The organism is Microbulbifer maximicatervae (SeqCode), from assembly GCF_052467225.1.
The window spans coordinates 132,706-158,070 of the sequence record NZ_CP174303.1 but is presented as its reverse complement, the minus strand read 5'-3'; the positions used below and the strand labels follow the sequence as shown (position 1 = coordinate 158,070).

21 protein-coding genes are annotated in these 25,365 nt (G+C 50.4%); 10 read left to right on the top strand and 11 right to left on the bottom strand.

The features are described from left to right. Positions 1-28: 28 nt before the first annotated feature. Both ACJJIZ_RS00725 and ACJJIZ_RS00720 read left to right on the top strand, forming a co-directional pair. The gene (locus ACJJIZ_RS00725) at positions 29-331 is read left to right on the top strand and encodes a DUF1330 domain-containing protein (RefSeq protein WP_444906562.1); all 303 of its coding nucleotides are present in this window, start codon (positions 29-31) and stop codon (positions 329-331) included. An 80-nt stretch (positions 332-411) separates the two neighbouring features. Continuing rightward, on the top strand, positions 412-1,266 hold the full coding sequence (locus tag ACJJIZ_RS00720) for an AraC family transcriptional regulator (protein ID WP_444914911.1): 855 nt from the start codon (positions 412-414) through the stop codon (positions 1,264-1,266). A gap of 27 nt (positions 1,267-1,293) precedes the next feature. On the opposite strand, the gene ACJJIZ_RS00715 is transcribed toward ACJJIZ_RS00720, so the two are convergent. From ACJJIZ_RS00715 to ACJJIZ_RS00705, 3 genes are all read right to left on the bottom strand, one after another. Then, on the bottom strand, positions 1,294-1,893 hold the full coding sequence (locus ACJJIZ_RS00715) for a DUF1287 domain-containing protein (protein ID WP_444914910.1): 600 nt from the start codon (positions 1,891-1,893) through the stop codon (positions 1,294-1,296). A 47-nt stretch (positions 1,894-1,940) separates the two neighbouring features. Beyond that, on the bottom strand, positions 1,941-2,879 hold the full coding sequence (locus ACJJIZ_RS00710; protein ID WP_444914909.1) for an NADP-dependent oxidoreductase: 939 nt from the start codon (positions 2,877-2,879) through the stop codon (positions 1,941-1,943). Positions 2,880-3,014: 135 nt separating this feature from the next. After that, positions 3,015-3,401 carry a hypothetical protein gene (locus tag ACJJIZ_RS00705; RefSeq protein WP_282934530.1) on the bottom strand — a complete coding sequence of 129 codons (387 nt, stop codon included), beginning with the start codon at positions 3,399-3,401 and terminating at the stop codon, positions 3,015-3,017. Between the two features lie 683 nt (positions 3,402-4,084). On the opposite strand from ACJJIZ_RS00705, the gene ACJJIZ_RS00700 reads away from it, so the two are divergent. After that, entirely contained in the window at positions 4,085-5,329 is a 1,245-nt protein-coding gene (locus ACJJIZ_RS00700; RefSeq protein WP_444914908.1) for a DUF945 family protein, read from the top strand. A gap of 71 nt (positions 5,330-5,400) precedes the next feature. Here ACJJIZ_RS00700 and ppc read toward each other — a convergent pair whose 3' ends face one another. Then, positions 5,401-8,064, bottom strand: a complete 2,664-nt coding sequence (gene ppc / locus ACJJIZ_RS00695; protein ID WP_444914907.1) for a phosphoenolpyruvate carboxylase — start codon at positions 8,062-8,064, stop codon at positions 5,401-5,403. Between the two features lie 322 nt (positions 8,065-8,386). Here ppc and ACJJIZ_RS00690 point away from each other — a divergent pair, with 322 nt between their 5' ends. Both ACJJIZ_RS00690 and ACJJIZ_RS00685 read left to right on the top strand, forming a co-directional pair. Continuing rightward, positions 8,387-10,261 (top strand): MFS transporter, encoded by a 1,875-nt coding sequence (locus tag ACJJIZ_RS00690; RefSeq protein ID WP_444914906.1) that lies wholly within the window; start codon positions 8,387-8,389, stop codon positions 10,259-10,261. Between the two features lie 1,119 nt (positions 10,262-11,380). Beyond that, positions 11,381-12,688, top strand: a complete 1,308-nt coding sequence (locus ACJJIZ_RS00685) for an NAD(P)/FAD-dependent oxidoreductase (RefSeq protein WP_444914905.1) — start codon at positions 11,381-11,383, stop codon at positions 12,686-12,688. 562 nt (positions 12,689-13,250) lie between these two features. Here ACJJIZ_RS00685 and ACJJIZ_RS00680 read toward each other — a convergent pair. The 5 genes from ACJJIZ_RS00680 to alaE form a co-directional block, all read right to left on the bottom strand. Next, on the bottom strand, positions 13,251-13,970 hold the full coding sequence (locus ACJJIZ_RS00680; RefSeq protein ID WP_413664181.1) for a cysteine hydrolase family protein: 720 nt from the start codon (positions 13,968-13,970) through the stop codon (positions 13,251-13,253). 381 nt (positions 13,971-14,351) lie between these two features. After that, positions 14,352-14,705 carry a DUF4870 family protein gene (locus ACJJIZ_RS00675; protein WP_444914904.1) on the bottom strand — a complete coding sequence of 118 codons (354 nt, stop codon included), beginning with the start codon at positions 14,703-14,705 and terminating at the stop codon, positions 14,352-14,354. 168 nt (positions 14,706-14,873) lie between these two features. After that, positions 14,874-16,247 (bottom strand): response regulator, encoded by a 1,374-nt coding sequence (locus ACJJIZ_RS00670; RefSeq protein WP_444914903.1) that lies wholly within the window; start codon positions 16,245-16,247, stop codon positions 14,874-14,876. 374 nt (positions 16,248-16,621) lie between these two features. Then, positions 16,622-17,323, bottom strand: coding sequence for an aspartate/glutamate racemase family protein (locus ACJJIZ_RS00665; RefSeq protein ID WP_444906557.1), 702 nt, complete (start codon positions 17,321-17,323; stop codon positions 16,622-16,624). Positions 17,324-17,363: 40 nt separating this feature from the next. Further along, positions 17,364-17,861, bottom strand: a complete 498-nt coding sequence (gene alaE, locus ACJJIZ_RS00660; RefSeq protein ID WP_413664185.1) for an L-alanine exporter AlaE — start codon at positions 17,859-17,861, stop codon at positions 17,364-17,366. A gap of 242 nt (positions 17,862-18,103) precedes the next feature. On the opposite strand from alaE, the gene ACJJIZ_RS00655 reads away from it, so the two are divergent. Continuing rightward, positions 18,104-18,649, top strand: a complete 546-nt coding sequence (locus tag ACJJIZ_RS00655) for a PadR family transcriptional regulator (RefSeq protein WP_444906556.1) — start codon at positions 18,104-18,106, stop codon at positions 18,647-18,649. Between the two features lie 96 nt (positions 18,650-18,745). Then, on the top strand, positions 18,746-19,234 hold the full coding sequence (locus ACJJIZ_RS00650) for a DUF1203 domain-containing protein (RefSeq protein ID WP_444912000.1): 489 nt from the start codon (positions 18,746-18,748) through the stop codon (positions 19,232-19,234). A 135-nt stretch (positions 19,235-19,369) separates the two neighbouring features. On the opposite strand, the gene ACJJIZ_RS00645 is transcribed toward ACJJIZ_RS00650, so the two are convergent. Both ACJJIZ_RS00645 and ACJJIZ_RS00640 read right to left on the bottom strand, forming a co-directional pair. Then, positions 19,370-20,515 carry a beta-ketoacyl-ACP synthase III gene (locus tag ACJJIZ_RS00645; protein ID WP_444906554.1) on the bottom strand — a complete coding sequence of 382 codons (1,146 nt, stop codon included), beginning with the start codon at positions 20,513-20,515 and terminating at the stop codon, positions 19,370-19,372. Between the two features lie 159 nt (positions 20,516-20,674). Continuing rightward, positions 20,675-21,367: a ComFC family protein gene (locus ACJJIZ_RS00640; protein WP_444906553.1), complete on the bottom strand. Its 693-nt coding sequence runs from the start codon at positions 21,365-21,367 to the stop codon at positions 20,675-20,677. Between the two features lie 180 nt (positions 21,368-21,547). Here ACJJIZ_RS00640 and bioB point away from each other — a divergent pair, with 180 nt between their 5' ends. The 3 genes from bioB to bioC are packed head-to-tail and all read left to right on the top strand — an operon-like array spanning position 21,548 to position 25,328. After that, on the top strand, positions 21,548-22,597 hold the full coding sequence (bioB, locus tag ACJJIZ_RS00635; RefSeq protein ID WP_413665834.1) for a biotin synthase BioB: 1,050 nt from the start codon (positions 21,548-21,550) through the stop codon (positions 22,595-22,597). Continuing rightward, a complete protein-coding gene (bioF, locus tag ACJJIZ_RS00630) occupies positions 22,594-23,787 on the top strand; it encodes an 8-amino-7-oxononanoate synthase (RefSeq protein ID WP_444914902.1) in 1,194 nt (397 codons plus the stop codon). The genes bioB and bioF overlap by 4 nt, the downstream gene beginning before the upstream one ends. Continuing rightward, positions 23,784-25,328, top strand: coding sequence for a malonyl-ACP O-methyltransferase BioC (bioC, locus tag ACJJIZ_RS00625; protein ID WP_444914901.1), 1,545 nt, complete (start codon positions 23,784-23,786; stop codon positions 25,326-25,328). Before bioF ends, bioC begins: the two co-directional genes overlap by 4 nt. Positions 25,329-25,365 lie beyond the last annotated feature (37 nt).

Here is a 25,365-nt window from a genome sequence, read left to right as displayed (position 1 = left end):
AGTTATTTACGCTTAAGAGGTTATTGCTTTGTTACCAGTATTTTTACATATAGAGTCTTCACCAAACCTGAAAGAATCGCAGGCATTTGATCAGTATATAGGTCTGGCACCGCAATTAATGCAACAGTATGGAGGAGTGCCTATTGCCTCTTATGATGTGGAAGAGGTCTTGGACGGAGGTCGGTCACCAAAGGCATTTGTTGTGGTATCTTTTCCGGATCGGGAGGCGATCTATGCATTCTTTAATGATCCAGCCTACCAGGCAATTATTCCTTTGAGGCACAAGGCATTTACCCATTTACGCTTTTTTATCACTAGTGAGCGAATTTGATTTAAAGGCAAGCTAATGCGGGAAGGTGTTGCTCGAAAATCTCACCGTCCCAACGTAAACAGGCAGTAAAGGAGCCTCTCATGCAGCGATTTTTTAAAAGTATCAACTTCGTAGAGCAGCATCTATACGACAAAATTTCTGTTCACGAAATTGCTGCTGCCTCTCATTACTCCACCTACCAATTCAGCCGTATTTTTAAGGCATTAGTGGGGGACTCACCGAAAGAGTATTTGCGTAAGCGCCGATTGACCGTCGCCGCAAAGAGGTTGTTGAGTGAAGATATTGGTATTCTTGAGCTTGCCATGGAGTGCCAATTTGACTCTCAAGAAGCGTTTACTCGCGCGTTTAAAGCTTTATTTAACGTAACCCCGGCACAGTATCGAAAGCAGCAGGATCCTTTTCGGTTGTTGTATAAGGATCAATTTAGCCCTCATATGCTGCACTTCTTGCAAAATGAGTTGTCCATGGAGCCACAAATTATTTCGCGGCCAGCGATGCAATTGGTGGGGGTAGCGCAGGAATACGACCATGAAAATCTCAGCTTGCCAAAGCTCTGGTCTGCATTTCGGCCCTACAGGGATAAAATCCCCAATCGTATCAGCGATGAATCTTTTGGTATCTATGAATGTTATGAGGAAGCGGGTGATGAAATTCAGTTTAAGTATGTCTGCTGTGCGCCGGTTGCCGACCTGACTCAGGTACCCGAGGGAATGGTGGCGCGGGAACTACCGGAGCAGCTATATGCAAAATTTTTTCACCGCGGATCTATTACCACCCTGGAACAGACATTGAAGTATATTTGGGGAAGCTGGTTGCCAAAGTCCAATTACGACTATATTGAGAGGCCAGACTTTGAGCTGTACCCACCCAGATATCAGGTTACCAGCCCGACAGCGGAAATGTTTCTCCATATTCCGGTCAAAGAAAGGCTGTAATCACTTGGCAATAGCGTAGTTTTTTCGTTACTCAATCTTTTCGGTTGCCTGGCCGGCGTTGTATCGGTAATGCCCGGTAATTTTAAAGGAAAACAGCATATCTTCGAGCACGGGTCCAGCCCCGATATTGTGTGCGACCAAGTACCGGTTGGTTTTTTGAGAGCGTTTCGCAGTCACAATACCGATATGGGGTAAATTACCGGGCAGCATCCAGGTAACGATGTCTCCTGGTAGATAATCCTCTGCCTTGTCACTTATTGAGAGCGATTGCCCTTTTCGAGTAAAAAAAGCCTGTAGATTGGGTACTCGCCGATGATCAATATTTTTATCTGGCCTGGAAAGTCCCCAAATGCGTTTAGACGGGTAGGCTTGAAAATGACCCGATATATCCTCGTGAACTTCTCTTTGCAAATCGATCTCCAGCTTCCTATATGATCGAATCACTACGTCGGTACAAACACCGGTATCAGCCGGCACATCTCCATTTGGATAGGGGATAGACACATAAGCAGGATCGTAGCGTACCTTATGATAGGTTCGCTCCAGAGCAGCTTCGGCCAAAGTTATATTTTGTGCATAACTGGCGGCAGAAATCAGGGTACCCAAAAATAGAAATATCCGTTTCACTAGGGCTCCAGTTTTTTTGAGTCTAGGTTGAAATCCTATACTATCGTTTATTTACCCTGCAACACATCAATAACTATTTTACCTTTGGCTCTTCCCTTATTTAGGTAGTCGAGTGCGGCTTGAGTTTCATGTATTGGGTAGACCCGATCAATAACCGGTTTCAAAAATCCTTTCTCAAGTAGTGAAGCAAGTTCTGCGAGAGTAGTGCCACTTGGCCATGAATAGACGAGTTGAAGGCGCTGTCCCATCCTTTCAATTAAGGTACCTGAGTCTTTAGCTTTGACGGAGACTGATACTAATAGGCCATGTTTGTTAAGAACTTTGGCAGACCTTTCTAATATTTCTCCGCCTAAAGAGTCGAGTACAAGGTCATAATCCTGGAGTAACTCCTCAAAATTTTCGGTTTTATAATTGATAACAGTGTCGGCACCGAGTCTTTTGACTAGTGCAAAGTTGGCATCACTGGTGGTTGTGGCTACGAAGGCGCCTATATATTTGGCAATTTGAATAGCGATAGTACCGACTCCGCCAGAGCCGGCATGAATAAGGACTTTTTGTCCTTTCTGTAACTTTCCCACTTCAACGAGAGATTGCCAGGCTGTTAAACCCACGAGAGGGAAAGCGGCACACTCATTGTTAGAAAGATTGCTGGGGCGGATAGCTGCGTCCATTGCTTTGATTGAAGTGTATTCGGCAATCGTACCTGCTTGATTTGTATCGGGGCGTGCAAATATCAGATCGCCAATTTTAAAATTTCTGACAGCGCTGCCAATTTCTACTACTTTCCCAGTAACATCGTACCCGACAATATGCGGCATTTTTACAGGCATTACATTTTGTAAAGCCCCTGATATTGCCCAGTTATCGAGGGGGTTGATACTGGCCGATTGTACCTTTACTAAAATACTATTTTTATCCGGTGAAGGTTTAGGCATCTGTGCAATTTCGATCGGGCTGCCATAAGACCTGATAATAGCGGCTTGCATATTTCACAGCTCTAAAATTAGAGGATTGATAGCTTTAGTGTGTTGAAAGACTTGCTAGTTTAGTAACTGTAAAAAAATAACGATTGAAAAAAGGGGCCCGAAGGCCCCTTGTAGCAGTAAATATAGCCACAATGGCTAGCGCAAGTTACTGATACAGCGGTTATATTCGCGAATATAAATCTTACCACCTACCGCAGGGTTAGCATTTGCCATATCTGCAGCGGCATTCATACAGCCTTCTACCTGGTCTCTAGTCAGACCCCAAGTTTGGGGGCGAGGTTGTGAGCCGCGGATATACATATCCCGGGGATTCTCATAACTACGAATAGAGGTGGGGGGCTGTACTCTGTAGAAATAACGGCCCTGCTCATTAAAGGCATAGAAAGTATTACCACTTTGATAATAAGTCTTGCCGAGAATTTGCACGGGTTCAGCGTTGGATGGGAGGCGCGTCATGCGGTCATCTGCATAACTGAAACCTGCGAGAGAACACAAGAGCACCATTGAAACAAGATATCGCATAACGTCTTCTCCTTCTCCTAGTTTGGCCACAAGTCTACTCAAACTGGGGGAGTGTCCCAACGTGCGGTAATGGAAGTTTCGGTTGTTGTAAAGGTATCTTTTAAGATCCGATCGAGATAACGGTTATGAATTCAATAATTATTTTTTACATGAATAGGTAGAAAACAAAAAAATTTCCTAGATAGCGGTTTTCTTATAGTAATCAGGACCTTTATTTTGCGGAGGTATTTGTAAGAAAGCTAAATCGTGGAGATAAGAATCTGGGTTAGATTGAAATACAAGAAAAATAGATTGTTACCTACCATTTTAAATTGCTCTGATTAAGGGGAAGTTAAAGGGTGGTTTAAAAAATTACATTGTTGTTTAAAGCTGTCATCGAGCCATAAAATTACTCAGGCGTGCCACAGGAGATCAAGAGACTTGTGAGCTGATCTCTAGCGATAATGGTCAATTTCAATTTATGGCCGCTTACAACCCCCTCTTCTTAGGCTTGATCAGAGCTTTTGAAATATTAGATTTACTACTTTACAAGCCGAGATTCTGCTCTTTAGAGATGGGTCGTAGGTCCTTATGCCGTGGTTGATGAATGTTCAGCATTCGTACCAAGTAACGAGGCTCTTGTCGCACTAATAGCCTCATAATCTGATACCATCGGCGCAAACCCCTTCGCTAGATGATTTTTTATGAAACTACTGCGTTCACTTCTATTTATTGTGCTTGCCCTAATGGTGATATCTGCGCTGGCTGCGCCGGGTTTTATCGGCCCCAAAGTAGAGGAAATTTGGAAGCAGCAGTTGGGCCGCTTGCAGGGGGGGAATTCCACGGGTTACGAACGCGGATGGTTTGGTGCTGAAACCAATACTGAAGTGGCATTGCCGGATGGCACTACCCAGCTCAATACCGAGATCCATCATGGGCCGGTGTTGCTTACCTCCAAGGGGCCGCGCCTGGGTGTGGTTTATACCGAGACCCGGCTGGAGCTGGATCAACTACAGACTGAATTGCGCGCTCAATTGGAGTCCATTTATGGCGCTTTACAGGCGAGTCCGGTAGTTCTGGAGACCCTGGTTACCGCCGACAACCGGGTGCTGAATACCCTCCGCTTAGACCCTTTCAAAAATACTGGCCCACTCGGGGAGCTGGAGTTTGACGGTGGGGAGATTGCCGTATCTACGGATTACAGCGGTGCTGTGCTGAACGGTGTCGTGGAGCTGGGAAGCTTGCGCCATATTCGCGAAGGTATCGAAGTACTGTTTACCGAGCCCCTTGAAGGCGAGTTTGAATATATGCCCGGCGAGGGCGGTAATGCGGAGCTGCGCTTGTCGTTGCTGAGGGCAGAATCAGATTCCGGGCCGGTTCAATTGCGCGATGTTACCCTGGACCTGACCTTGGAAGAATTGGCGGCACAGACCCTGAAAGTCATCAGTGACCTGAAGCTCCCCACCGTGGACTCGGCAACACCGATTACCTCTGTGCGCCAGCAGATGACTTTGCCGAGAATTAAGACTGCGGATCTGGGGCACTACCTGCGCGTATTGTTGCCGGCCCCTGAGCGGAATTGGGCCCGTGAAATGAGCCGCCCGCTGCGCCTGGAGCAACAGCTGGCGATTCAATCTCGCAATGGCCCGGTGTTAGTAGATGCTGATATCGATTGGCGGGGTATGCGCAAATCCTCCCGCCGAGGTGCCAGTGAGATCGATCAGTGGCTCAAACCGCTGGTAGGTAGTATGACCGTTAGCGCTGCAGAGCAGGCGCTCTTGCAGTCCCCCCTGGTAGGTCAGGCAATGCTTCTGCGAGATTATGGACTGCTGATCGAAGACAATGGCGAGCTGCAAATGTACCTCAAGGTCAATCGTGGCCAGTTGGAGGTGAATGGAGAGCAGTTGCCGGCAGACCTGTTCGTGATGGCACTTACCGGCAGGTTCTGATTGCCTTGGGGCCTGCTGCAGTGAAAGAAGCAGGCCTCAAATCCCGGTATCATCACAGCTGCCGGGGTGTTTTAACCCGTATTGCGCATGCCCGCTGCAATCCCCGCAATAGTGACCATCAGCGCGCTTTCCAATACCGCATCACTTTCCCGTTCGCGCAAACGTGCCATCAGCTCGGCCTGTAATAGGTGCAAAGGGTCAGTGTAGGGATCGCGCACGCGGATGGACCAGCGCATCACGGGATTGTTATCCAACAAGCTCTCCCGTCCGGTAAGCTGTTTTAGGGCCTCTACGGTGTGGGCCAGTCGATCTCGCAAACTGACACCCAGTTGGATTAGTTCTGCATCCTGGGTGAGTCGCTCTTCGTACCAGGAGGCAACGCGGGGATCGGCTTTGGCCAGTACCATTTCGAGCATATCCACAACGCCTTGGAAAAAGGGCCATTGGCGACTCATATCCCGCAAGATATCAGTTTCATCTGCGTGCTTAAGGGCATTCTCCAAGGCGGCGCCAGTGCCCAGCCAGGCTGGTAGCATCAGTCGTATCTGGGTCCAGGCGAACACCCACGGAATCGCCCGCAGTGATTCGACTCCGCCACCGGGTTTACGCCTTGCCGGGCGACTGCCCAGGGCCAGGCGGCTCAGCTCGGTTTCCGGGGTGACAGTGCGCAAGTAAGCCACTAGGGCTGGATCATCCTGCACGACTTCCCGATAGTTGCCGACGGAGACTTCCGTGAGCCGGTCCATCTCCGCGCGCCACTCCGAACGCGGCTCTGCCGGGGGCATCAGTGTCGCCTCCAGAGTTGCGGCGACATACTGCTCCAGGTTGTAGGCGGCTACAGAGGGACGGCCGTATTTGAAGCGAATCATTTCTCCCTGTTCGGTAACGCGAATACGCCCGGCTATTGATCCCGGTGGCTGCGACAGCAGGGCCATACGAGTAGGAGAGCCGCCCCGGGATATGGAGCCGCCACGGCCGTGAAACAGAGTTAGGGGGATACCGTGGTTGCGGAATATTCCGGTGAGAGCTTCCTGTGTGCGGTACTGGGCCCAGGCGGCGCCCAGGAAGCCGGCGTCCTTGGCGGAGTCCGAGTAGCCGATCATCACTTCCTGGCCATCGAGCACACGCTGCTTGTAGAGGGGGATATTCAGCAGGGTACTCATAGTGGTAGCTGCACCATCGAGATCGTCGAGGGTTTCAAACAGGGGAACCACTCGCATTGGCACCTGCACCCCGGCAATTTTTTGCAGCAGCATTACAGCGAGAACATCGGAAGGTGTGGTCGCCATTGAGATAACGTAGGCACCTAATCCCTCGGGACCCTGTTCGGCAATGACCTTGCAGGTCTGTAAGACTTCACTTACCTCTTCGTCACAGAAATCACTGCGGTAAAAGCTCTCGTCCACCAGTGGGCGGCGGCTGTCCAGCTCGGACACCAGGAACTCCTGTTTCTCCTCTTCACTCCAACTGCTGTAATTGCCCATACCCAGATAGCGGGTAATGGCATCCAGGGTGTCAGCGTGGCGGGTGGATTCCTGTCGTATATCCAAGCGCAATAAAGTGATGCCGAAGCAGTTGAGTCGCCTCAGGGTATCTTTAAGTTGGCCATCGGCGATGGCTGAGAGGCCCACATCGCGCAGGGAGCGGTCGATCAGGCGCAGCTCGTCGGCCAGCTGCTCGCTGCTGGTAAACGCGAGGCCGGAAGGCTCTGCACGTCGACCAATGCGGGCCTCCATTTTTTCCCGGGTTATTTTGAGACGGTCGCGAACCTGGCGCAGCACCAGGCGATAGGGCTCGTGGCTGGGGCCAGTGCGCTGTAAAAGTTCTTCGCTGGCGCGATGCATGGACAAGTCTGCGAGCAGGTTTTCCACATCGCGCAGATAGAGGTCGGCGGCCATCCAGCGGGCTAGGTGCAGGACTTCCCGGGTGACGCTGGCGGTGACATTGGGGTTACCGTCCCGATCTCCCCCCATCCAAGAGGCAAAGTGGATGGGAACCCAGTCAACCGGCAGAGGGGGAAGCTTGGCCAGGGCCAATTCACTGTCTATTTCCCGCATACTCCTCGGAACTGCCTGCCACAGGGATTGTTCGATGGTGGCAAAGCCCCACCTGGCTTCATCAACCGGGGTGGGCCTGGAGCGTCGGATCTCGTCGGTGCTCCAGGCAGAAAGGATCTGCTCTTGTAGGTGGCGACGTAAATCCTGGGATTCTTCTGGGGTCAGGTCGGGCCTGTCCAGTGTGTTGAGCAGGTCTGCAACTCGATCGTATTTGCGAATTAGGGTACGGCGTGTCACTTCGGTGGGATGAGCGGTTAGGACCAGTTCTACGGATAACTCATTAAGTGTCCCGTGGATTTCCTCGGGAGACTTACCCGCTTTGCTTAGCTCTGCCAGTACCTGTCGCAGGCCGCGGTCTGTATCGGGATCTCCGGGAAAGCGCTGGTGTTGGCGGTGCAGTCTCTCGCGATGGCGCTGTTCGGCAATATTAGCCAGGTTTAGAAACTGGCTGAATGCCCGGGCAACTTCCAATAGGGTCGCATCATCCAGGGGGTCGAGTAGCTCTCGCAAGTGATCGGCCTGCATAGCCCCTTTGCTGCGGCTTTCAACGGCCGCCTGACGAATATTCTCAACGGTATCAAATAGTGGCTCGCCAACTTGGTTTCGCAATACTGCGCCGAGCTCGTCACCCAGCAGGCGTACATCTTCCCGCAAGGGGGCATTCTGGTCCTGGTTCACGAATCTATTTCTCCCTGTTAACAACGCGGTGAAAGTCAATCGGATAGGCATATTCGCACACTTTGCGCTGAAGCATGCAATGTTGCAGCTGCAACTTTTGGCGGAAAAATAACGGGAAATATCGGTGCGTTAATGTCCAGCCAGATTGTGGCGGTTTTAAAGTGTCAACATTTCGGACAGTTTACTGAATTCGCTATATTCAGGTACAGATTCGGATTTCAGCCGATAGATCCATAGCTGCATAAGCATCATTGGATCTTTAAGCAGCAATCTATAGCGCCACAGCCACCATGCGGAGCATTGCCCACAAGAGCGATAAGTAATGGCTCAAAACCAGTTTAAGCTGCTCGGTACGCGGCGTTTTCTACCGCTGTTTGTAACCCAGGTTCTTGCAGTTTTCAGTCGTAATATGTACAAGAATGGGTTAATAGTTCTACTCGCATTCCGTATGGCTGAAGAAGAAGCTAACACGCTGATCAATATTGCCTTTAGCCTGATGATTCTGCCCTACTTCCTCTTTTCCTCCTTGGCAGGCCAAATCTCCGATAAGTTCGATAAAAGTAAGCTCATCAGAATCTACAAATTGGCCGAAATAGGCATAGGTATCGTGGGTATTATTGCTATGTTTACCCAGCATTATGCCCTGAGCATGGTGGTCTTTTTCTGCTATGGCACTTCCTCTACACTTTTCAGTGCGGCAAAATTTTCCCTGATACCCCAGCAATTAAATAGAAGTGAGCTACTCGCTGGCAATGCGTTAATCCAAATGGGGTCTTTTATTGGTACCCTGACCGGAACAATTGTCGGTACTATATTGGTCGGATTCACCCATTCCGGCCAACACGGATTGACATTTATCGCGGTCATTTTGGTATTCATGGCCGTCATTGGTTTTCTGGCAAGTTGTGCAATTCCTAAGGCCCCGCCTTCATCTCCAAAACTGCACATCAATTGGAACCCGGTGGCACACGTCGTGCGTGTCATGTACTTGGCATGGCAGACACCTCCAGTGTTTTACTCCATTTTCGCTATTTCCTGGTTCTGGCTGACAATCACCGCATTCCTTGCGCAGATTCCCAACTTTACCCGCGATACTCTTGGTGGAAATGAAGATGTTATCACTTTGTTGTTGAGCAGCCTCACTGTGGGCACTGCCTTGGGGTCGTTGCTGTGCAACTGGCTATCCCGAGGTCGTATCGAATCGGGTTTAGTGCCATTGGGTGCTATTGGCATCACTTGCGCTGGATTGGCGCTGGGTCTCCAATCCAATAGTTTTCATACACTTCCCAACGCAAACCTGACTCAATTTTTTAATCATCATGGTTCCTATTGGATCCTTCTCAATATGGCGCTCCTTGGTATTTTTGGCGGTATTTTTACTGTTCCTTTGTACGCAATGATCCAAGACCGCTCAAGTGTAAAGATCCGCTCGCAGATTATCGCGATCAGCAATATGGTCAATGCACTGTTTATGGTGGCCGCTACTCTCGTGAGTATCACTTTCCTGGATATCCTAAAGATCTCTATCCCCACATATTTCATCATTATCGCTTTACTAAACCTGATTGTGGTCGCCCTGATTTTCGCCAAGCTACCAGAGTTCATCATGCGCGGGCTGCTATTGCTGCCTGCACGAATCCTCTATCGGGTCAGCCTAAAAGGATTGGATCAAATCCCCAGAGAGGGACCCGCCCTCATTATCAGTAACCACATCAGTTTTCTAGATCCAGTAATATTAGCGGACACCATCGAGCGTTATGTGCGCTTTATCGCACACCCTAAAATCTATAAATCCCGCTTACTGCGATGTATATTGCATATGAGCGATGCTATTCCCATAGGTTTGGATCTCGATGATCCAAACAGCCGTGAACGCACTTACAAAACCATAGTGGAGAGTTTTGAAAATGGGGAATTACTCTGTATTTTTCCTGAGGGAAAAATCAGCGAAGATGGCGAGTTGCAGCCATTTCTGAAAGACCTTGAGGAAATTTTAAAGCGCAAGTCTGTTCCGGTTATTCCCATTGCCTTACATGGAGCCGGTTCCCAAGCCGAGAATTCAGTGCAGCAGTTTAAAAAGAAAAGAAAACGACGCTTATTTTCCGAAGTTCTTGTTATCGCAGGGCAACCGGTAGAAAGTATTAATACAGATTCGGAAAGCCTACAAAAACAAATGCGAGATCTTAAGGAAAATTAATAAGGAAGGAACGATGGAAACGAGAATGCGTACAGAGGCTTAGTTATTCTTAGCTCAGAAAATCAATAATTTCTTTATATTACCTGAAGCCAAGTTGTATATTTAACTGACTCATACTCACAGTAGGAAGCTACGCGCGCTCCTTCTATAGCATTCTCATGAGAGAAAGTGCTTTCTAGAGTTCGCCAATTTTCTATGTCTCGATCACTCTCATCACGGTGAAGCTACTTATAAAACTCCTGGGGTGAATCGCTCAAATATCTACATAGGTACCTGACACCAATGCCCTACGGATTAAGGGCTGCCCACGCGAATCTTTCAGAAATACTTCCCACTTTTTAGGGAAGCTTCCTCCTTATATAATTTCTTAACCTATTTTCTTAAACATTTTATCTCATTATCACCATTTTGAGATTGAGATTGAGATTTCGCTGTCTTTGTCATACTTATTCTACGGCTGGGCCTCTCGACCAATTTGCCTTCTCTACTTTCAGTTGATTAATGAGAACTACCACTATAACTTTTAAATCTCTTGTGTATTCAATATACATGTTCTTCACTCTGTATTTTCACCATTTTTTTCCTACCCTATCCAAAAGGTTGGCGTCTACTCAATAGAGATAGATTTCCCACGCCCACGCCATAGCGTTGTAAATGTGGGCTACTAATCCGTTGCCGGGCGCGCACCTGTATCGCGGCTTTTGTATAAAACCTGCAAGAATGGCAATCCCTGCGACATTGGGCCCTGTTCATAGATCCATAGGACTGTGGTGGCCTGTTCGCTGCAGAGGCGGCAGACAAAGTGGAGCCCTGTGTGTGCGCACTACCGTAGAGAGTTGCAGCCAAGCCTCTATCATTGATGTGATCAGTAGCAATGAGAAGCCACACCCAAAGGTAAACCTGCGTAGAAATGGCTAATGACGGCAGTTACTTACCCGCGATAACGAAGCGGAACACAGCCAAGTGTGATAATCCCGTACTAGCCTAAATTACTTTATCGCCGTTAATTCTGAGTTTTATGACGTCAAAATTGGCGCCGACAAGCACCTATATACAACAAGAGTTATAAAAAGATTAGTGAGTCAACTTTTTAAGTAATAAACAGGATGACCAACCTTCATGAAAAAGATTGTGATCATCGGTGGCGGAGCCAGCGGCCTTCATTTAGCAACTCGACTTGGACGCCATTTCAATTCTACTCGGATGTTTGGGCTTAAGCGTAAGGCCCCATCTGCTCAGATCACTTTAGTCGATAAGAATCGCACCCATATCTGGAAGCCCCTAATCTATCAGGTGGCCACTGGCACATTAGATACCAGCATGGATGCTCTTAACTACCAAATTCACGCCAGCTCTAATGGCTATGAATTCCAGCTCGGCTCACTACAATCCCTCGACAGGAAGCGCCAGATTTTGACCCTAGGGGCGGTGCTGAATGACAAAGGCTGCGAACTAATACCTCCGCGCGAGCTAGAGTACGACTATCTAGTGATCTGCGTTGGCAGCATAAGCGATGACTCCAATACACAAGGAGTGCGCGAGCACTGCATTCCTCTCGACAGCATTGAGCAGGCACACAAATTTCACAAGCAACTGCTCGATTACTTTTTATGCCTAGAAACACACCCCGATAGAACATTACAAATTGCCATTATCGGCGGTGGCTGTACTGGGGTGGAACTTTCTGCGGAGCTGATGGCTGCTAGTAGACAGGTTAGTCAATATGGGCGTATCCGAACCGGTGCCATTGACATTACATTAGTCGAGGCCGAGCCTCAGTTACTACCGGGATTACCGGCAAGATTAGGCAACAGCGCCGCGCGAGAACTATCTAAAATGGGGGTTCGTATACTTACCAACTGCCATATTAAGACTGCAAGTGCCAACAGCCTCACTACCGATGACGGCAAAGAGATCCCCGCAGCAATTCGAGCCTGGGTCACCAGGGTTAAGGCACCGGAGTTACTCACTCAGTTGGATGGTCTCTTCACCAACCAACTCAACCAGATAGAGGTGAAAACCACCCTGCAAAGTAAAAATGACCCCCATGTCTTTTCTATAGGGGATTGTGCCAGCTGCATCGACGGTAACAAACGGCGTGTACCATCACGTGCACTCGCCGCACAACAGATGGCCAAGCTCTGTTCCACCAACCTGATCGCCCTGATAGAAAAAAAATCCCTGGGGCACTTCTATTACCGGGATCGTGGTTCGCTGGTTTCTCTTAGTACAAACACTGCTGTAGGAAACTTAAGGGGGTCTTTTGTAAGAAGAAACCTTACTCTTGAGGGCCGTATTGCCAGTTTGGCCTACCACTCCCTTTACCAAATGCACTTGGCGGCAATCCACGGCTGGCCCAAGGCCATACTGCTCTATTTACTTAGTCAAGCCAATCGAGCATTGAATCCCGGTCTTAAAATGCACTGATAAGGATAAATAAAAAACTATCATGACAAAAAGATGACTACACACCGAAGTCGCCCTGTTTAAGGTTAATCCTCACCGGGGGGCACTGAAGTAGTGACAATGCATAGGATACTGAGGCGCGAGCAGGGCAAAAGGTCTTCAGAGATCGGGGAGTTGGCTTATTAGTAATATCGACAGGAAGACAACCTCCCCATGAAAAAAATTATGATTTCTTTCTCCATACACAACTGCTTTACCTCACGTCGCAGGTATTGGTTCCTACAGCCTCTGCAGTCCTAGAAAATGAATATCCTTGCTCAGAGACTAGAGCTCAGACCCCTTTCTTGAATTCCAGCTTGAATTTCCTTCGTGTACTTTTTGTTTTCATACTTAACCTCGCTTGACAGTTTTACTATCTTAGCGAGATACCCGGAAGGGTCGAACCTTATTTTCCTCAGGGTCTACCCAAGGGCCGGCCTGTTTTACAGCCTAAAACTGCGCGAAATTTTTAGGATATGGCAAGCTATTCGAAATAGTTTAGACAGAAAACTAAATTCAAGATAAACCAACTCTAAAATATTGTTTATGGAGAGCCATGTGATACCCCCACAAAATACAAAATCTTGTGGTCAGCGATATAACCATAACCATCTTTAAATATTGAAAGTGCATGCTTAGCAAGCTCACAATTGGCACTCCAAACAGCATCTTCAAAAACATACGTCTTGAAGCGAAATGAAGCACTTTGTGCAGTAGCCAGGACACATATGTGTGTTTCCACACCGACAATAAAAACTGTATCAACCCCTAAACTTAGTAATTCCTCTTCCAGGGAGGTACCAACAAAGCCGTTATAAACATGCTTTTCAACTACAATTACCCCCTCTTCTGCCATCTGCCAAATAGGCTCTATAATTTCCGCACCCCAAGTACCTAACTTACACGGATAGTAACACCTACCTCTATTTTCCTCGCCACGAAGAAAAGAATTAAGATATTTATGATCTGGCTTAATAACTGTCTTTAACAGAAGAATAGGAATCTCTCTCTCTTTGGCAACCCTCATACATAAAATAATATTATTAACTACCTTTTTCAGATCATCACCTTTGCGGATGATCCGCGGACTCCAATCTCTACTTGGTGACGGAGTTTCAAGCTCAATATTACTGGAACCCTGTCGCCTACGGTCGTAATAGCCCCCCGCGCAACAAAAATCGTTTTGCATGTCGACAACAACCAGAGCCGCGCTGATATTCGTTGACAGATAATTTACCACATTGTCATCTCCATCATCAGCCATACTCAAGTCTTAGTTTTTGGGGTTATCGATGAGACAAAACCGTTATAGCAGCCCCACAGAACCACAGCAGTACTATCTTGTAATTCTTAAATCGTAACACTTCGGAAGGCTTTATCCAGCTATAGCCCCGTAGTCACTATACCGCTCATAAATACTGGCAACTTTTCTACATCTTAGACCTAGATCTAAGTCGTTGAAAGTTGTGTCCATGAGACGTTAGGCAATACTCGCCCATAATTCCTACCCATTTCATCTCTTAAAACTGCCCGAAGTATTGAAGTGTGAAAGTGGACTAAATATTCGAAGCGGGGAACTTATTTAAATAACTCAGAATTTTATAAGGGCCCACAATCACTCGGGCCCCAAATTGAAGGCTTACTTTTAATAGGTCGGACGTCTGTCTACCAGCATCAGCCAGCCGCGAATAACCCGATAGATTACCCATACCCAGTTAATTGCCAGAATCAGGTAGCCCAGCCCCAGTACCCAAATGGTTAGGGAGCCAACAATGGTCCACAGCAGCCAAAACCAGAAGGTGCGAATCTGCCAGCGGAAATGGGACTCGGCCAGGGTGCCGCGAACATCGCTGCGCTTAAAGTAGTTGATTAATACCCCGATAAAAAATGGCACTGCGGTAAATAAGCTGATCGCCTGGATCAGGTAAACCATAATGGCCAGGTCGCGCCCGCTTTGTTCTCGGGCTTCCTGACTGCGTTCGGGATACTGCTCTGACATAACTTGTTCTCTCTACTATTCACTCCAATATAGTGTGGTGCAAATAGTGCATTTCAACTTAGCTGCGCTGGGATGTGTTATTTGTGCGGTGGATCGCAGACGCCTCTTCCGCCCCACTACTTCCCAGTAAGAGTACTGTAACTCGAAATCGGGCCACAGTAGGGTGGTTCATTTTAATGCCCACTCAGTGTGAACATTGCGCTCGCGCCAGGCCTTTAGCTGGCGCACAGATTCGCGCATAAGCTGTAACAGCTCTGTGCGCTGTTGGCGACAATGTTCTCTTTCACTATCGATAGAGAGGTTTGCGGCCAGGGTACGTAAGCGAGAAGCTATTGTTTCGAGGCCGACCTCAATAGCTGAGCGAGCCAGTCTTTGTGCCTGCTGTTCTGCATCAAGCCAGTGGCGTCCAGTGATAGCGCTGGTTAATGACGTTATTTGTTTTGGCAGGGTAGCGGTGCGCTCGCTGAGTAATTCGGCAAACGTATGGTGGTCCAATGTATCCCGCAGGCGAAATAGGGTATTGGTATTCAGCAGTCGAGTGGGCTTTGCTCCCTGGGGGCCTGCAATGCCCTGGCTTCGGCGAACAGCCCAGCTCAATAATTGCATCAGCTGTCGGTCGCCGATCGGGTGGGTCAATACCCCGGTAAAGCCTCTGGCCTGGTAGCGCTCCTTATCGCCAGAGCTGGCATTTTGTAAAAGGGCAAAAATAGGTAGTTCTGCACCTCTTTCCCTACGGATTTCCCGCACTGCTTCAACACCATCCATCAACGGAAGATGGGTGTCTGCCAAAATAAGATCGAAGTTTTTTTGCAGTGCAGCGCTGCTCCCATCGATCCCATTGCACTCCCGCTGTACGTTATGGCCCATGGTTTCCAGGGTGGGTTGAAGGGAGTCATGCTTACTGTTTTCAACGAGTAAAACAGAGAGCTGTTTGCCGGGCGCACGATGGCTTTCAGTGGGGAGTTTTAATTCTACTGTCTCAACATTACCGTACTGATGTAAGTTCTCCAGGGATTTAAGGGCGCTGTTTAATTGTCTTTTCCCGATTTCTACCAGGGCGCGCGTATTGTTGTCTTCGCTGCGAGCCAATAAATTCAAAGTGCCGAGAAGTGTATCCAAGGGATGTTGTAAGTGGTGCCGGGTTATGGTGAGGAGATCAGATTTTTCCTGGCGCAATTGTTCAAGCTCACTAAGGGCATCAGCAAGTTGTTTTTCCAGTGCGACAAATTCGCTGTTACGACTGTGTACCTGTTGGAAAAGATTGCTATTTTCCTTGCTCAAATTTTTAAGCCGAGCATTGGTATCGAGGGTTAGTTGGCGTAATTTAACTTGCCTATTTATTGCAAACGCACAAATTAGCAGTACAAGTACAGCGGGTATTCCCACCCAAAAGAGCGGGACCTGACTTTTTAGTGTGGTAATAACATCGGCCTGTGCAGTACTCGATAAAAATACCGAACCCGAGACCAATAGGCCGAGGCATATGGCACGCAAGAATACGTGACGAGAGGGAATCCCCCCAGACAAAGTGGTTTCTATCATCCTTGTAACCAACGTTATTTGAATTGGACTAAATCCTGCAGTCCAAAAAGGGTTTATACGACTTGTTGTAATGAATACCCAGGCACACCGGAGATTTTTGATACTGCAATAAGCCCGCTTTTGGTACAAGAAAAATTTTCCTTCTGCTGTGGGGGGAGCAGAGGCGCTTCAGTTAACTTGCCGATAGAAGAGTTGCCGGCTGGCCCCGTCTGTTCTGCCTTGAGGTTGAGCGGCCGGGTTGCTGGGCATGAAGTTAATCCACAGATTGCATCTGATTACATACAGGGATCTAGCAGCAATTTACTAGGTTGAATGGGTAGTCTAGCGACAGCTTCAGAACAAATTACGCCGGAGCTGTCGCGAGGAAATAGTATTCAGGCAGCCTGGGGAATGCGCTCTTGCAGCAATTGCAACATACGCTCTGAGGGAAGGAAAAGGCGAATGCCATCGCAGTGTGCGAGCAGTTCCCGATAAAAATAATCGAAATGGGTGCAGCCCAAAATCAGGATCTGTACGCCGCTTTTCACCAGTGCCGCGACCAAGTCATCAAGGGCATGTTGGCGAACAATCATTTCTGCGGCGAGGCCGTCCTCGATATCTTCCACAATTTGCAAGTTGCCAATACCGATGACTTTGGCGGTTGTATTGCGCTCGAGTATTTCCCGCTCGATATTGGCGCAGCTCTGGCAGTTGGCGGCCAACAGTCCAAAGTTGCGATAGCGCTGGGTAAGCTCAGCGTAGACCTCAAGAGGGGATACCACCTCAATGGGGGAGGCAGCTTTTACCACCGTCATATCCACAGCACCGGAAAGAGAGTTGCAGTAGATCATGGCCGCTTCTGCACCGGCCTGGTACAGCTGCTCAATGGCTTCGATCAATTGTTGGGTAAGGGCGTCGCGCTCCAGCGCCTGCAATTGAGTCTGGGCCTGGGGAGAGGAAGATAGGGACAGGCCCACGCCACGAAGTTGGCGCGCGGCGAGGAAGTCCAACCCGAAGCGGGTATCTGTGGGGGTGCCGGCGACCACGCCAACGGTCATGGAACTGTTTTCAATGGCGTTATCGGTCAACACAGTCATGTTCCTCTCTCGTAATGCCTAATCGAGTATCGGTGACCCCTCAGGCAGCGCGTTTGCTCCACAGGGGGACAAGCGTATTAATCCATACTCGGCGCACCCAGTCGAGATAAATTCCGTAGGGGCGGCCAAGAGCTCCCGCGATGAGCATAAAAGTAATACTGGCGGTGGCAATTTCGTCCCAGCTGGCCCCACCGAGGCGCATATTGGCCATATATAGCGGGAACTGGAAGCTGAGAAATACAAAGGTGTCTACCAGGTAGGCATTGATAAAGCCGCCACCCCCAAAACGGTTCACAATCCAGTTGCGATACATACTGAATGGGCGGGCGATAAGGGTATTGAATACCAGGGCCATCAGGCGAACTTTCAGGTGTTCGTTCCAACTCATACCCGCCAGAACCAGCTCGATGGGGATCGCTACAGCCCAAGAGAAGCTATTCATGGCGAAGATGTCCAGCATAAAGTCCCAGCGGCGCGCACCAGAAGCCTTTTCATCTGGGGCATCTGGACTGGATGGGGATAGTGCGGGCGCGGACATTGGGCAAACAACCTCGTAGACAGTGGCCGCCTAAACGACTTTGGCGACAAGCCGGCGATTATATCTCCAATTTGCATAAAAGCTAGCCTTACATCTCGACTGTTAGTTTCTGTCGATACATTTGTCCTATTTTTTAATGTTTTATTAATCTAATTATCTTGTTATGAAAACCCGGCAGCTGGTCATAAATGGCTGGCTCCGGTTAATATGCAACTCTTTGCATAAGATGAGTTGGAGTTTTCATGTCTCTGCGCTTTGCCGTTCTCACCTTGCTGGATATTGAGCCCGGCAGTGGATATGACCTTAAGCGGCGCTTTGAGCGCAGCGTCTCCCACTTCTGGAGTGCCAGCCATCAGCAGATGTATCGCGAGCTGCACAAGTTACATGAGGAGGGCCTGCTGGACTGTGAGGAGCAGGCCCAAGAAGGCAAGCCGGACAAGAAGGTCTATAGCCTCACGGATCTAGGCCGCGCCGAGCTGCGTGACTGGGTCATTCAGCCCAGTGCGCCGCAGAAGATTCGCGAGCCTTTTCTGGTGCGTATGTTCGCCGGTCACAACCTGAGCAAGGATGAAATGCGAGATGCTCTGGAGGGCCAACTGCGCCAACATCGCAGCTCTCTGGAAAGTTACCAGGAGCAAAATGAGCGCGTATTAAAGAGTGATACAGCGCTCCAGGAGCGCTACTGGTTGGCACATCAAACCCTGCTTTTGGGTATTGAGGCGGAAAAGACCTGGATCAGTTGGGCGGAAGGTCTGTTGAGTGAGCTTGAAGAGTCCGCAAAAAAATAACTGCTACTCACTTGGAATGACGCGCCCGAATCTGGCCAGCGATGCTGTTTGGTGTTCAGTAACCTCGCTCTTTTAGCAAGTGGGGTGACCTTAGCCATGACTTTTACCGTAACACCTATCCGCGAAGATTTTTTAGAAAAGGTTCGTCAAGCAGGTCTAGATGATCTAGGGCAGCCGGTACGGCAGCTGAGCGCCCAGGGCGGTGAGCCATGTCGTGATGTGCGGCGGCGCGCACGGCCCGGGGAGAAAATCCTCCTGGCCAGCTACTGCCCTTTCTCTTTTGCCGGTCCTTATCGGGAGTACGGGCCTGTATTTGTACTGGCGCAGCCACAGCCGGAACAAAACTTCAGAGTACAGAACAGCTTCCCCCCGCTAAATAATAATGCGGAAGATTATTTCAAGAATGGTGTGCCACTAGTGCTTCGCGCCTATAGCGCTGAAGAGCATATCGTGTCTGCGAAATTGGTGGGCCCTGAACAAATAAAAACAGAAGTGAGTGAATATTTTATGCAGGATCAGATTGATTTCGCTCTGCTGCGCTTCGCTGCTTATGGTTGCTATGCGCTGCGGCTGGATCGCGCATAGTTTTAATAGATATTTGTGAAGGCCAGGTCGCCGGTTAATAAAATCCTGGTGTTAGTGGTAGTGAGAACCACCGGTCTTTTTGGTGGTGGTTTCGGAGTTCAGTATTTATTCCCGAACTCCGAAAATATTTCAAAATTAAATGGAGATTTTTTCCAATACCAAGCTGCCAATAGAATAGCCTGCACCAAAGGAACAGATAATTCCCCGGTCACCGACCTGCAAGTCATCGCTGTGCAAATTAAATGCGATAACTGAGCCGGCACTTGCCGTGTTGGCGTAGCGGTCCAGAACGATGGGCGCGCGTTCAACGCTTGCATTGTCACCCATTAGCTTCTTGGCGATCAGGTTGTTCATATTGATATTGGCCTGATGGAGCCAGTAGCGGCGCACGCTGTGAGGATCGGTGTCTGTCTCTTGCAGGTGGGCCTCAATATGGGACGCCGCCATGGGGCAAACTTCTTTAAATACCTTTCGCCCATTCTGGCGGAACAACTTACCGGGGCCAAAAGGGTCCACATCGGCGGCGCGAGCGGTGTAGCCAAAGTTCGAACGGATATTGTTGGAGAAAACGGTTTTCGCTTTGGTGCCGAGAATTTCCCAGGCGCTTTCGACAGTACAGGTTTCTCTGCGCTCGATAATGCTGGCTACGGCTACATCGCCAAAGATAAAGTGGCTGTCTCGGTCGGTGTAATCCACTTGTGGTGAGGCCAGTTCGGCATTGATGACCAGTACAGTTTTGGCTGAGCCTGAGCAGATCGCATCCACCGCACGCTGAAGTGAGAAGGTGGCTGAGGAGCAGGCCACTTCCATATCAAAGGCAAAACCATCGATACCCAGTGCACCTTGGATTTCAATAGCAATAGCGGGGTAGGCGCGCTGCATATAGGAGGCACCGACAATGACCAAATCAATGTCAGACGCCTGCTTATCGGCTTTCTCCAGAGCTAGTCTGGCGGCCTTTAAGCCCATTTCGGCTTGTACACTCAGCTCGTCATCTGCGCGCTCGGGAATAAGGGGGCGCATGCGCTTCGGATCAAGGATGCCATCGCGGGTCACCACATAGCGGCTCTTGATGCCTGAGGCCTTCTCGATAAATTCTGCAGAAGAGAAAGGTTTTGCCGCGCACTCACCGGCCTCGATCTCTTGAGCATGCTCAAGATTGTACTGCTCGGCATGGGTGTTATAGGCATCTACCAACTCTTCATTGCTAATAGATTCCGGTGGGGTCCACAGGCCTGTGCCGCTGATGACAATGCCCCGTGGCAACTTGTATTCACTCATCGCTGAATTCCTGGCCCGCGACAACAGAAATGCGGGCAATTTAGTCGCTGTTAGAACCTTAGCAGTGCTGGCAGGTGAGGGACTGAGGCGCCAGAACGGCAAGGTAAGCTATTGTGACGTTGGGGTGACTATGGGTCTATTTGTAGTCGCGCCGAACAGTCATGGCGTTCTGGCCAAAACGAAGGCGCTGACCTGTTTTGCCCCGGCTGTGAGTAGCTGGCGAGTGATGATTTCTAGGGTCGCTCCCGTGGTTACAACATCGTCTACCAGGCCGATATGGGCACCCGATATTTCTCCGCGCACGGCAAAGCTGTCAGACAGGTTTTTCAGCCGTTGGTTGCGGCTGAGTTGAGACTGGGTTTTGGTGGAAGTTGTTTTGCGCAGTAGTTGCAGATCTACTGGCAGGCACCAGTTTTGCCCCAGACCACTGGCAATAAGTTGAGCCTGGTTGTAACCGCGTTGCCAATAGCGACGCCAGTGCAGAGGAACCGGGGTAAGTATGTCAGGCATATCCTCTGGAAGCCCCAATTGGCGGGCTGCTAGCTGTATAAGGCTGTGTCCGGCGGCCAGGTCCCGGTGGTATTTGAAATGTTGGATTAAGTGGTTGATCGGGTAAGCGTATTGCCAGGCAGCACTGATCTTCTTTAAGGCGGGTGGCCTCTGTAAACAGGCCGCGCAAATATTATCTTTTGCCGCCGCCAAGGGTAGGGCGCAGTAGCGGCAGCCGCGGCCTAGCGCCGGTAGTTCCTGAGTGCAGGCAGAACAGATTCCAACCTCTCCCGATACTCCGCCGCACAGCAGGCAGCGGGCCAGACTTTGGGCAAGTTTTCTACTGAAAAGCTTGTAAACCATATCGTCTCTTCCGAGTTGACAGCGGTTTGGCCGTGGCTAAACTGGCCAGTCTGGTGGATTGAACGGCAGGCGCTGAATTATAGCTCGCTGATCGATGCCGCTAGAGCCTGCTAACAGGCTGTGAGTATCCGATTTTAATAAGCAACAGAGAGAGTACGCCCTGTGACTGCCGCCCAGCAAATGCCCGCCGCAGAGATCCGCCACGACTGGACCCGCCAGCAGGTACTGGACCTCTTCGCCATGCCGTTTAGCGACTTGATGTTTACCGCGCAGCAAGTGCACAGAGCTTATTTTGATGCCAATCGGGTACAGGTCAGTACCCTTTGCTCTATCAAGACCGGTGCTTGCCCTGAGGACTGTGCCTACTGTCCCCAAAGTGCCCGCTATGACACCGGGCTGGAGCGGGAAAAACTGATGAAGGTTGAAAAGGTGTTGCAGGAGGCAAGGGCAGCTAAGGCCGGCGGTGCTACCCGCTTCTGCATGGGGGCCGCCTGGCGCTCCCCCAAGAAAAAAGACATGCCTTACGTGACCCAGATGGTACGAGAAGTAAAGGCGTTGGGTATGGAAACCTGTATGACCCTGGGCATGCTAAATGATGATCAGGCCCAGGAGTTGGCGGATGCAGGCCTCGATTACTACAACCACAATTTGGATACTTCGCCGGAATATTACGGTGAGATTATTACCACTCGCACTTACCAGGATCGCCTGGAAACCTTGGGGCGAGTGCGCTCAGCGGGAATGAAGGTCTGTGCTGGTGGCATTGTGGGAATGGGTGAAGGCGATAAAGATCGCGCCGGGTTATTGATGCAATTGGCGAACCTGCCGGAGCACCCCGAATCAGTGCCCATCAATATGCTGGTAAAAGTCGCCGGTACCCCGCTGGAAGAACAAAAGGACCTGGACCCCTTCGAATTTATTCGCTGTATTGCTGTGGCCCGTATCATGATGCCGAAATCCCATGTGCGCCTATCCGCCGGTCGCGAGCAGATGAGCGATGAGATGCAGGCAATGGCCTTCCTTGCCGGCGCCAACTCTATTTTCTACGGTGAAAAACTGCTGACAACTGCGAATCCGGAAGCTAACGAAGATATGCAGTTGTTCAGTCGCCTGGGTATTAAGCCAGAAGAGTATCAGCAGTACGCCGATGAGGCTGAGGTGGAAGCGGAATTGAACGCGCAGATCACCGAACAGCAAAATGATGCTTTCTTCTACGACGCGGCCAAATGACCCTGAATGAAGTCCTGCAACAGCGCCTCGCCGAGCGCCGCCAGCAGAATCTGTACCGGGAGCTAAAAACCCTCGATCGCGCACCCGGGCCGCGAGCCCGGGTCGACGGGCGGGAGCTACTGGTATTTAGCAGTAACGACTACCTGGGGCTTGCCAGCCGCGAGGAAGTCATCGCAGCACAGAAGGCGGGAGCAGAGTGTGGTGCAGGCGCCACAGCCTCTCACCTGGTTAATGGTCACCTGGATATTCATCACCGCTTGCAGCAGTGCATCGCCGAAGTAAGCGGGCGAGAAGCGGCGCTGATATTCTCGAGTGGCTACATGGCGAATATCGGCACTATTTGTGCCCTGTTGGGGCGAGCCGACAATATTGTTTCGGACAGGCTTAATCACGCCTCACTGATTGACGGTGCCCGCTTGAGTGGCGCCAACAGTCTGCGCTTTGCCCATAACGATCTCGCTGGCCTTGAACGCCAATTGCAGCGCGCTACTAGCCGGGGTGGCGCTACTTTAGTAGCGGTGGATGGCGTTTACAGCATGGATGGTGATTTGGCCCCTCTGGCTGAGATTGCCACTCTGTGTAAGCAATACAACGCCTGGTTAATGGTTGATGAGGCCCACGGCTTTGGCGTAATGGGTAGTGAAGCATACCCGCTGGCGGGCAGCTGTGCCCTGGCGGGGCTGACCCAGGAACAAGCCCCGGTTGTGATGGGTACCTTGGGTAAAGCGGTTGGCAATGCCGGTGCCTTTATTGCGGGCTCCCGGGCACTGATAGATTTCCTCACCCAGTTTGCGCGGCCCTATATCTATACCACCGGAATGACGCCAGCAGTGGCTGCCGGTGCCTTGGCTGCTATCGAATTGATTCGCGATGAGCCTCAGTTGCAAGGGCGCTTGCGGGTAAATATCGCTTATTTCCGCCGCAGGGCACTACAGCTCGGTCTACCTCTTCAGGCGTCAGCCAGTGCGATACAGCCGCTGGTGTTGGGCTGTGAAAGTACTGTGATGGCGGTTGCCAGAGAATTGCAGGAGCGCGGATTCCTGGTGGGTGCCATTCGCCCGCCTACAGTGCCGCTGGGCACTGCACGCTTGCGCATTACCCTGAGCGCGGCTCACCGGGCCGAGAATATCGATGACCTACTAGGCGCGCTGCAGCAGATTTTGCAGGACGCAGGGGTACTGGATAAGTGATACGGGTTGAACACTTGGTTTTCCTGCACGGGTGGGGCGGGAGTGCAGACCTTTGGCAGCCGCTTATAGAATCCCTGGCGCGTCGTACAGAAGTGCAACTCCACTGTATTGAGTTACCTGGATTTGCTACACAGGGCGCTGAAGACTGGCCCCCACTAGAAGCTTTGCTGCAGAAGCTTTACCAGCAACTTCCCCCTCGCTGTATCCTGGTTGGCCACTCCCTCGGCGGTATGCTGGCCGTTCGCCTGGCTTCTATAGCGAAGCAGGACAAAGTTCTGGGGTTAATGACCATAGCTGCCAATGCCTGCTTTGTGGAACGAGATGGCTGGCCGGGCATGGCCGAGAGCACTTTCAAGGCATTTTTCGATGCTTTTACATCATCTCCGGAGAGTACCTGGGAGCGATTTTGCTCGCTGCAGGCGCGGGGTGATAGCGCCATGCGCTCTTTACTTAAAGACCTTAAGGCACAAACACCTCAAATAAATAGTGATGCCTGGCGGGAAGCATTGTGCTGTCTGGCAGAGTTGGATAATCGCAAATACCTGGAAAATCTGTCCGTGCCGGCACAGCATCTGTTTGGCAGCAAGGATGCCCTGGTTCCCATTGAAGCTGCTCGGTCCATTGAGGCGTGTGGGGACACCGTCAAAGTCATACCCGAGACGGGCCATTTACCCCATTGCACCAAGGCTGACATCGTCGCTGAATATCTATTCGAGCTTCTCGAGTCTATTGGAAATCCCCCGGCTGAGCCGTTTGATAAGGCTGCGGTAGCTCGCTCTTTTACCCGGGCAGCACAGGGCTACGATGATTGCGCTCATCTGCAGCGGGCAGTCTGCCGGCAACTGTTGGCCCAAGCCGATGACAGCTGGGCACCCCGTACGATCCTCGATTTGGGCAGTGGCACCGGATTCGGTACTGAACTGTTGCGGCGGCATTTTCCTAAGGCGCAAATTATTGCCCTGGATCTGGCGGAGGGGATGCTGAAATTTGCCCGGACGCAAAGACCCGAAGCTGATGGTTACGTTGCGGCCGATGCCGAACAGTTACCCCTGGCGGCGGGTAGTATTGATTTGGTGTTTTCAAGTATGGCGCTGCAATGGTGTTACCGTCTGCCGCAATTGTTTGCAGAGTTGCAACGAATACTGGCTCCCGAAGCGCGGTGCCTGGTTGCCACCCTTGGCCCTAAAACCCTGGTGGAATTGAAACAGAGTTGGGCTCAAGTGGATGGGGGTGTACATGTGAATCAGTTCCTGCCCGCCGAGCAGTGGCGTGAAGCGGCGCTGCACAGTGGTCTCAGCGGATTGGTTACGGATGAATTGCGCCTACTGCACTTTGATAGCCTGCGGCAGTTGATGCGGGAGCTTAAGGGAGTGGGTGCACACAATATTAACCGGGCGGCTGATAAAGGTATGACAGGTCGTCGCAAACTGCAGCACTTGTCCGTAGCCTATGAAAATAAGCGGGAAGAGCGTGGATTGCCGGTAACTTACGAGGTGATCTATATGAATCTCACCGCTTGCAGGGCAAAAAAATCCGGCTGACCTGCGCCTATCGCAACGCAGGGAGCCGGGTGCAAGA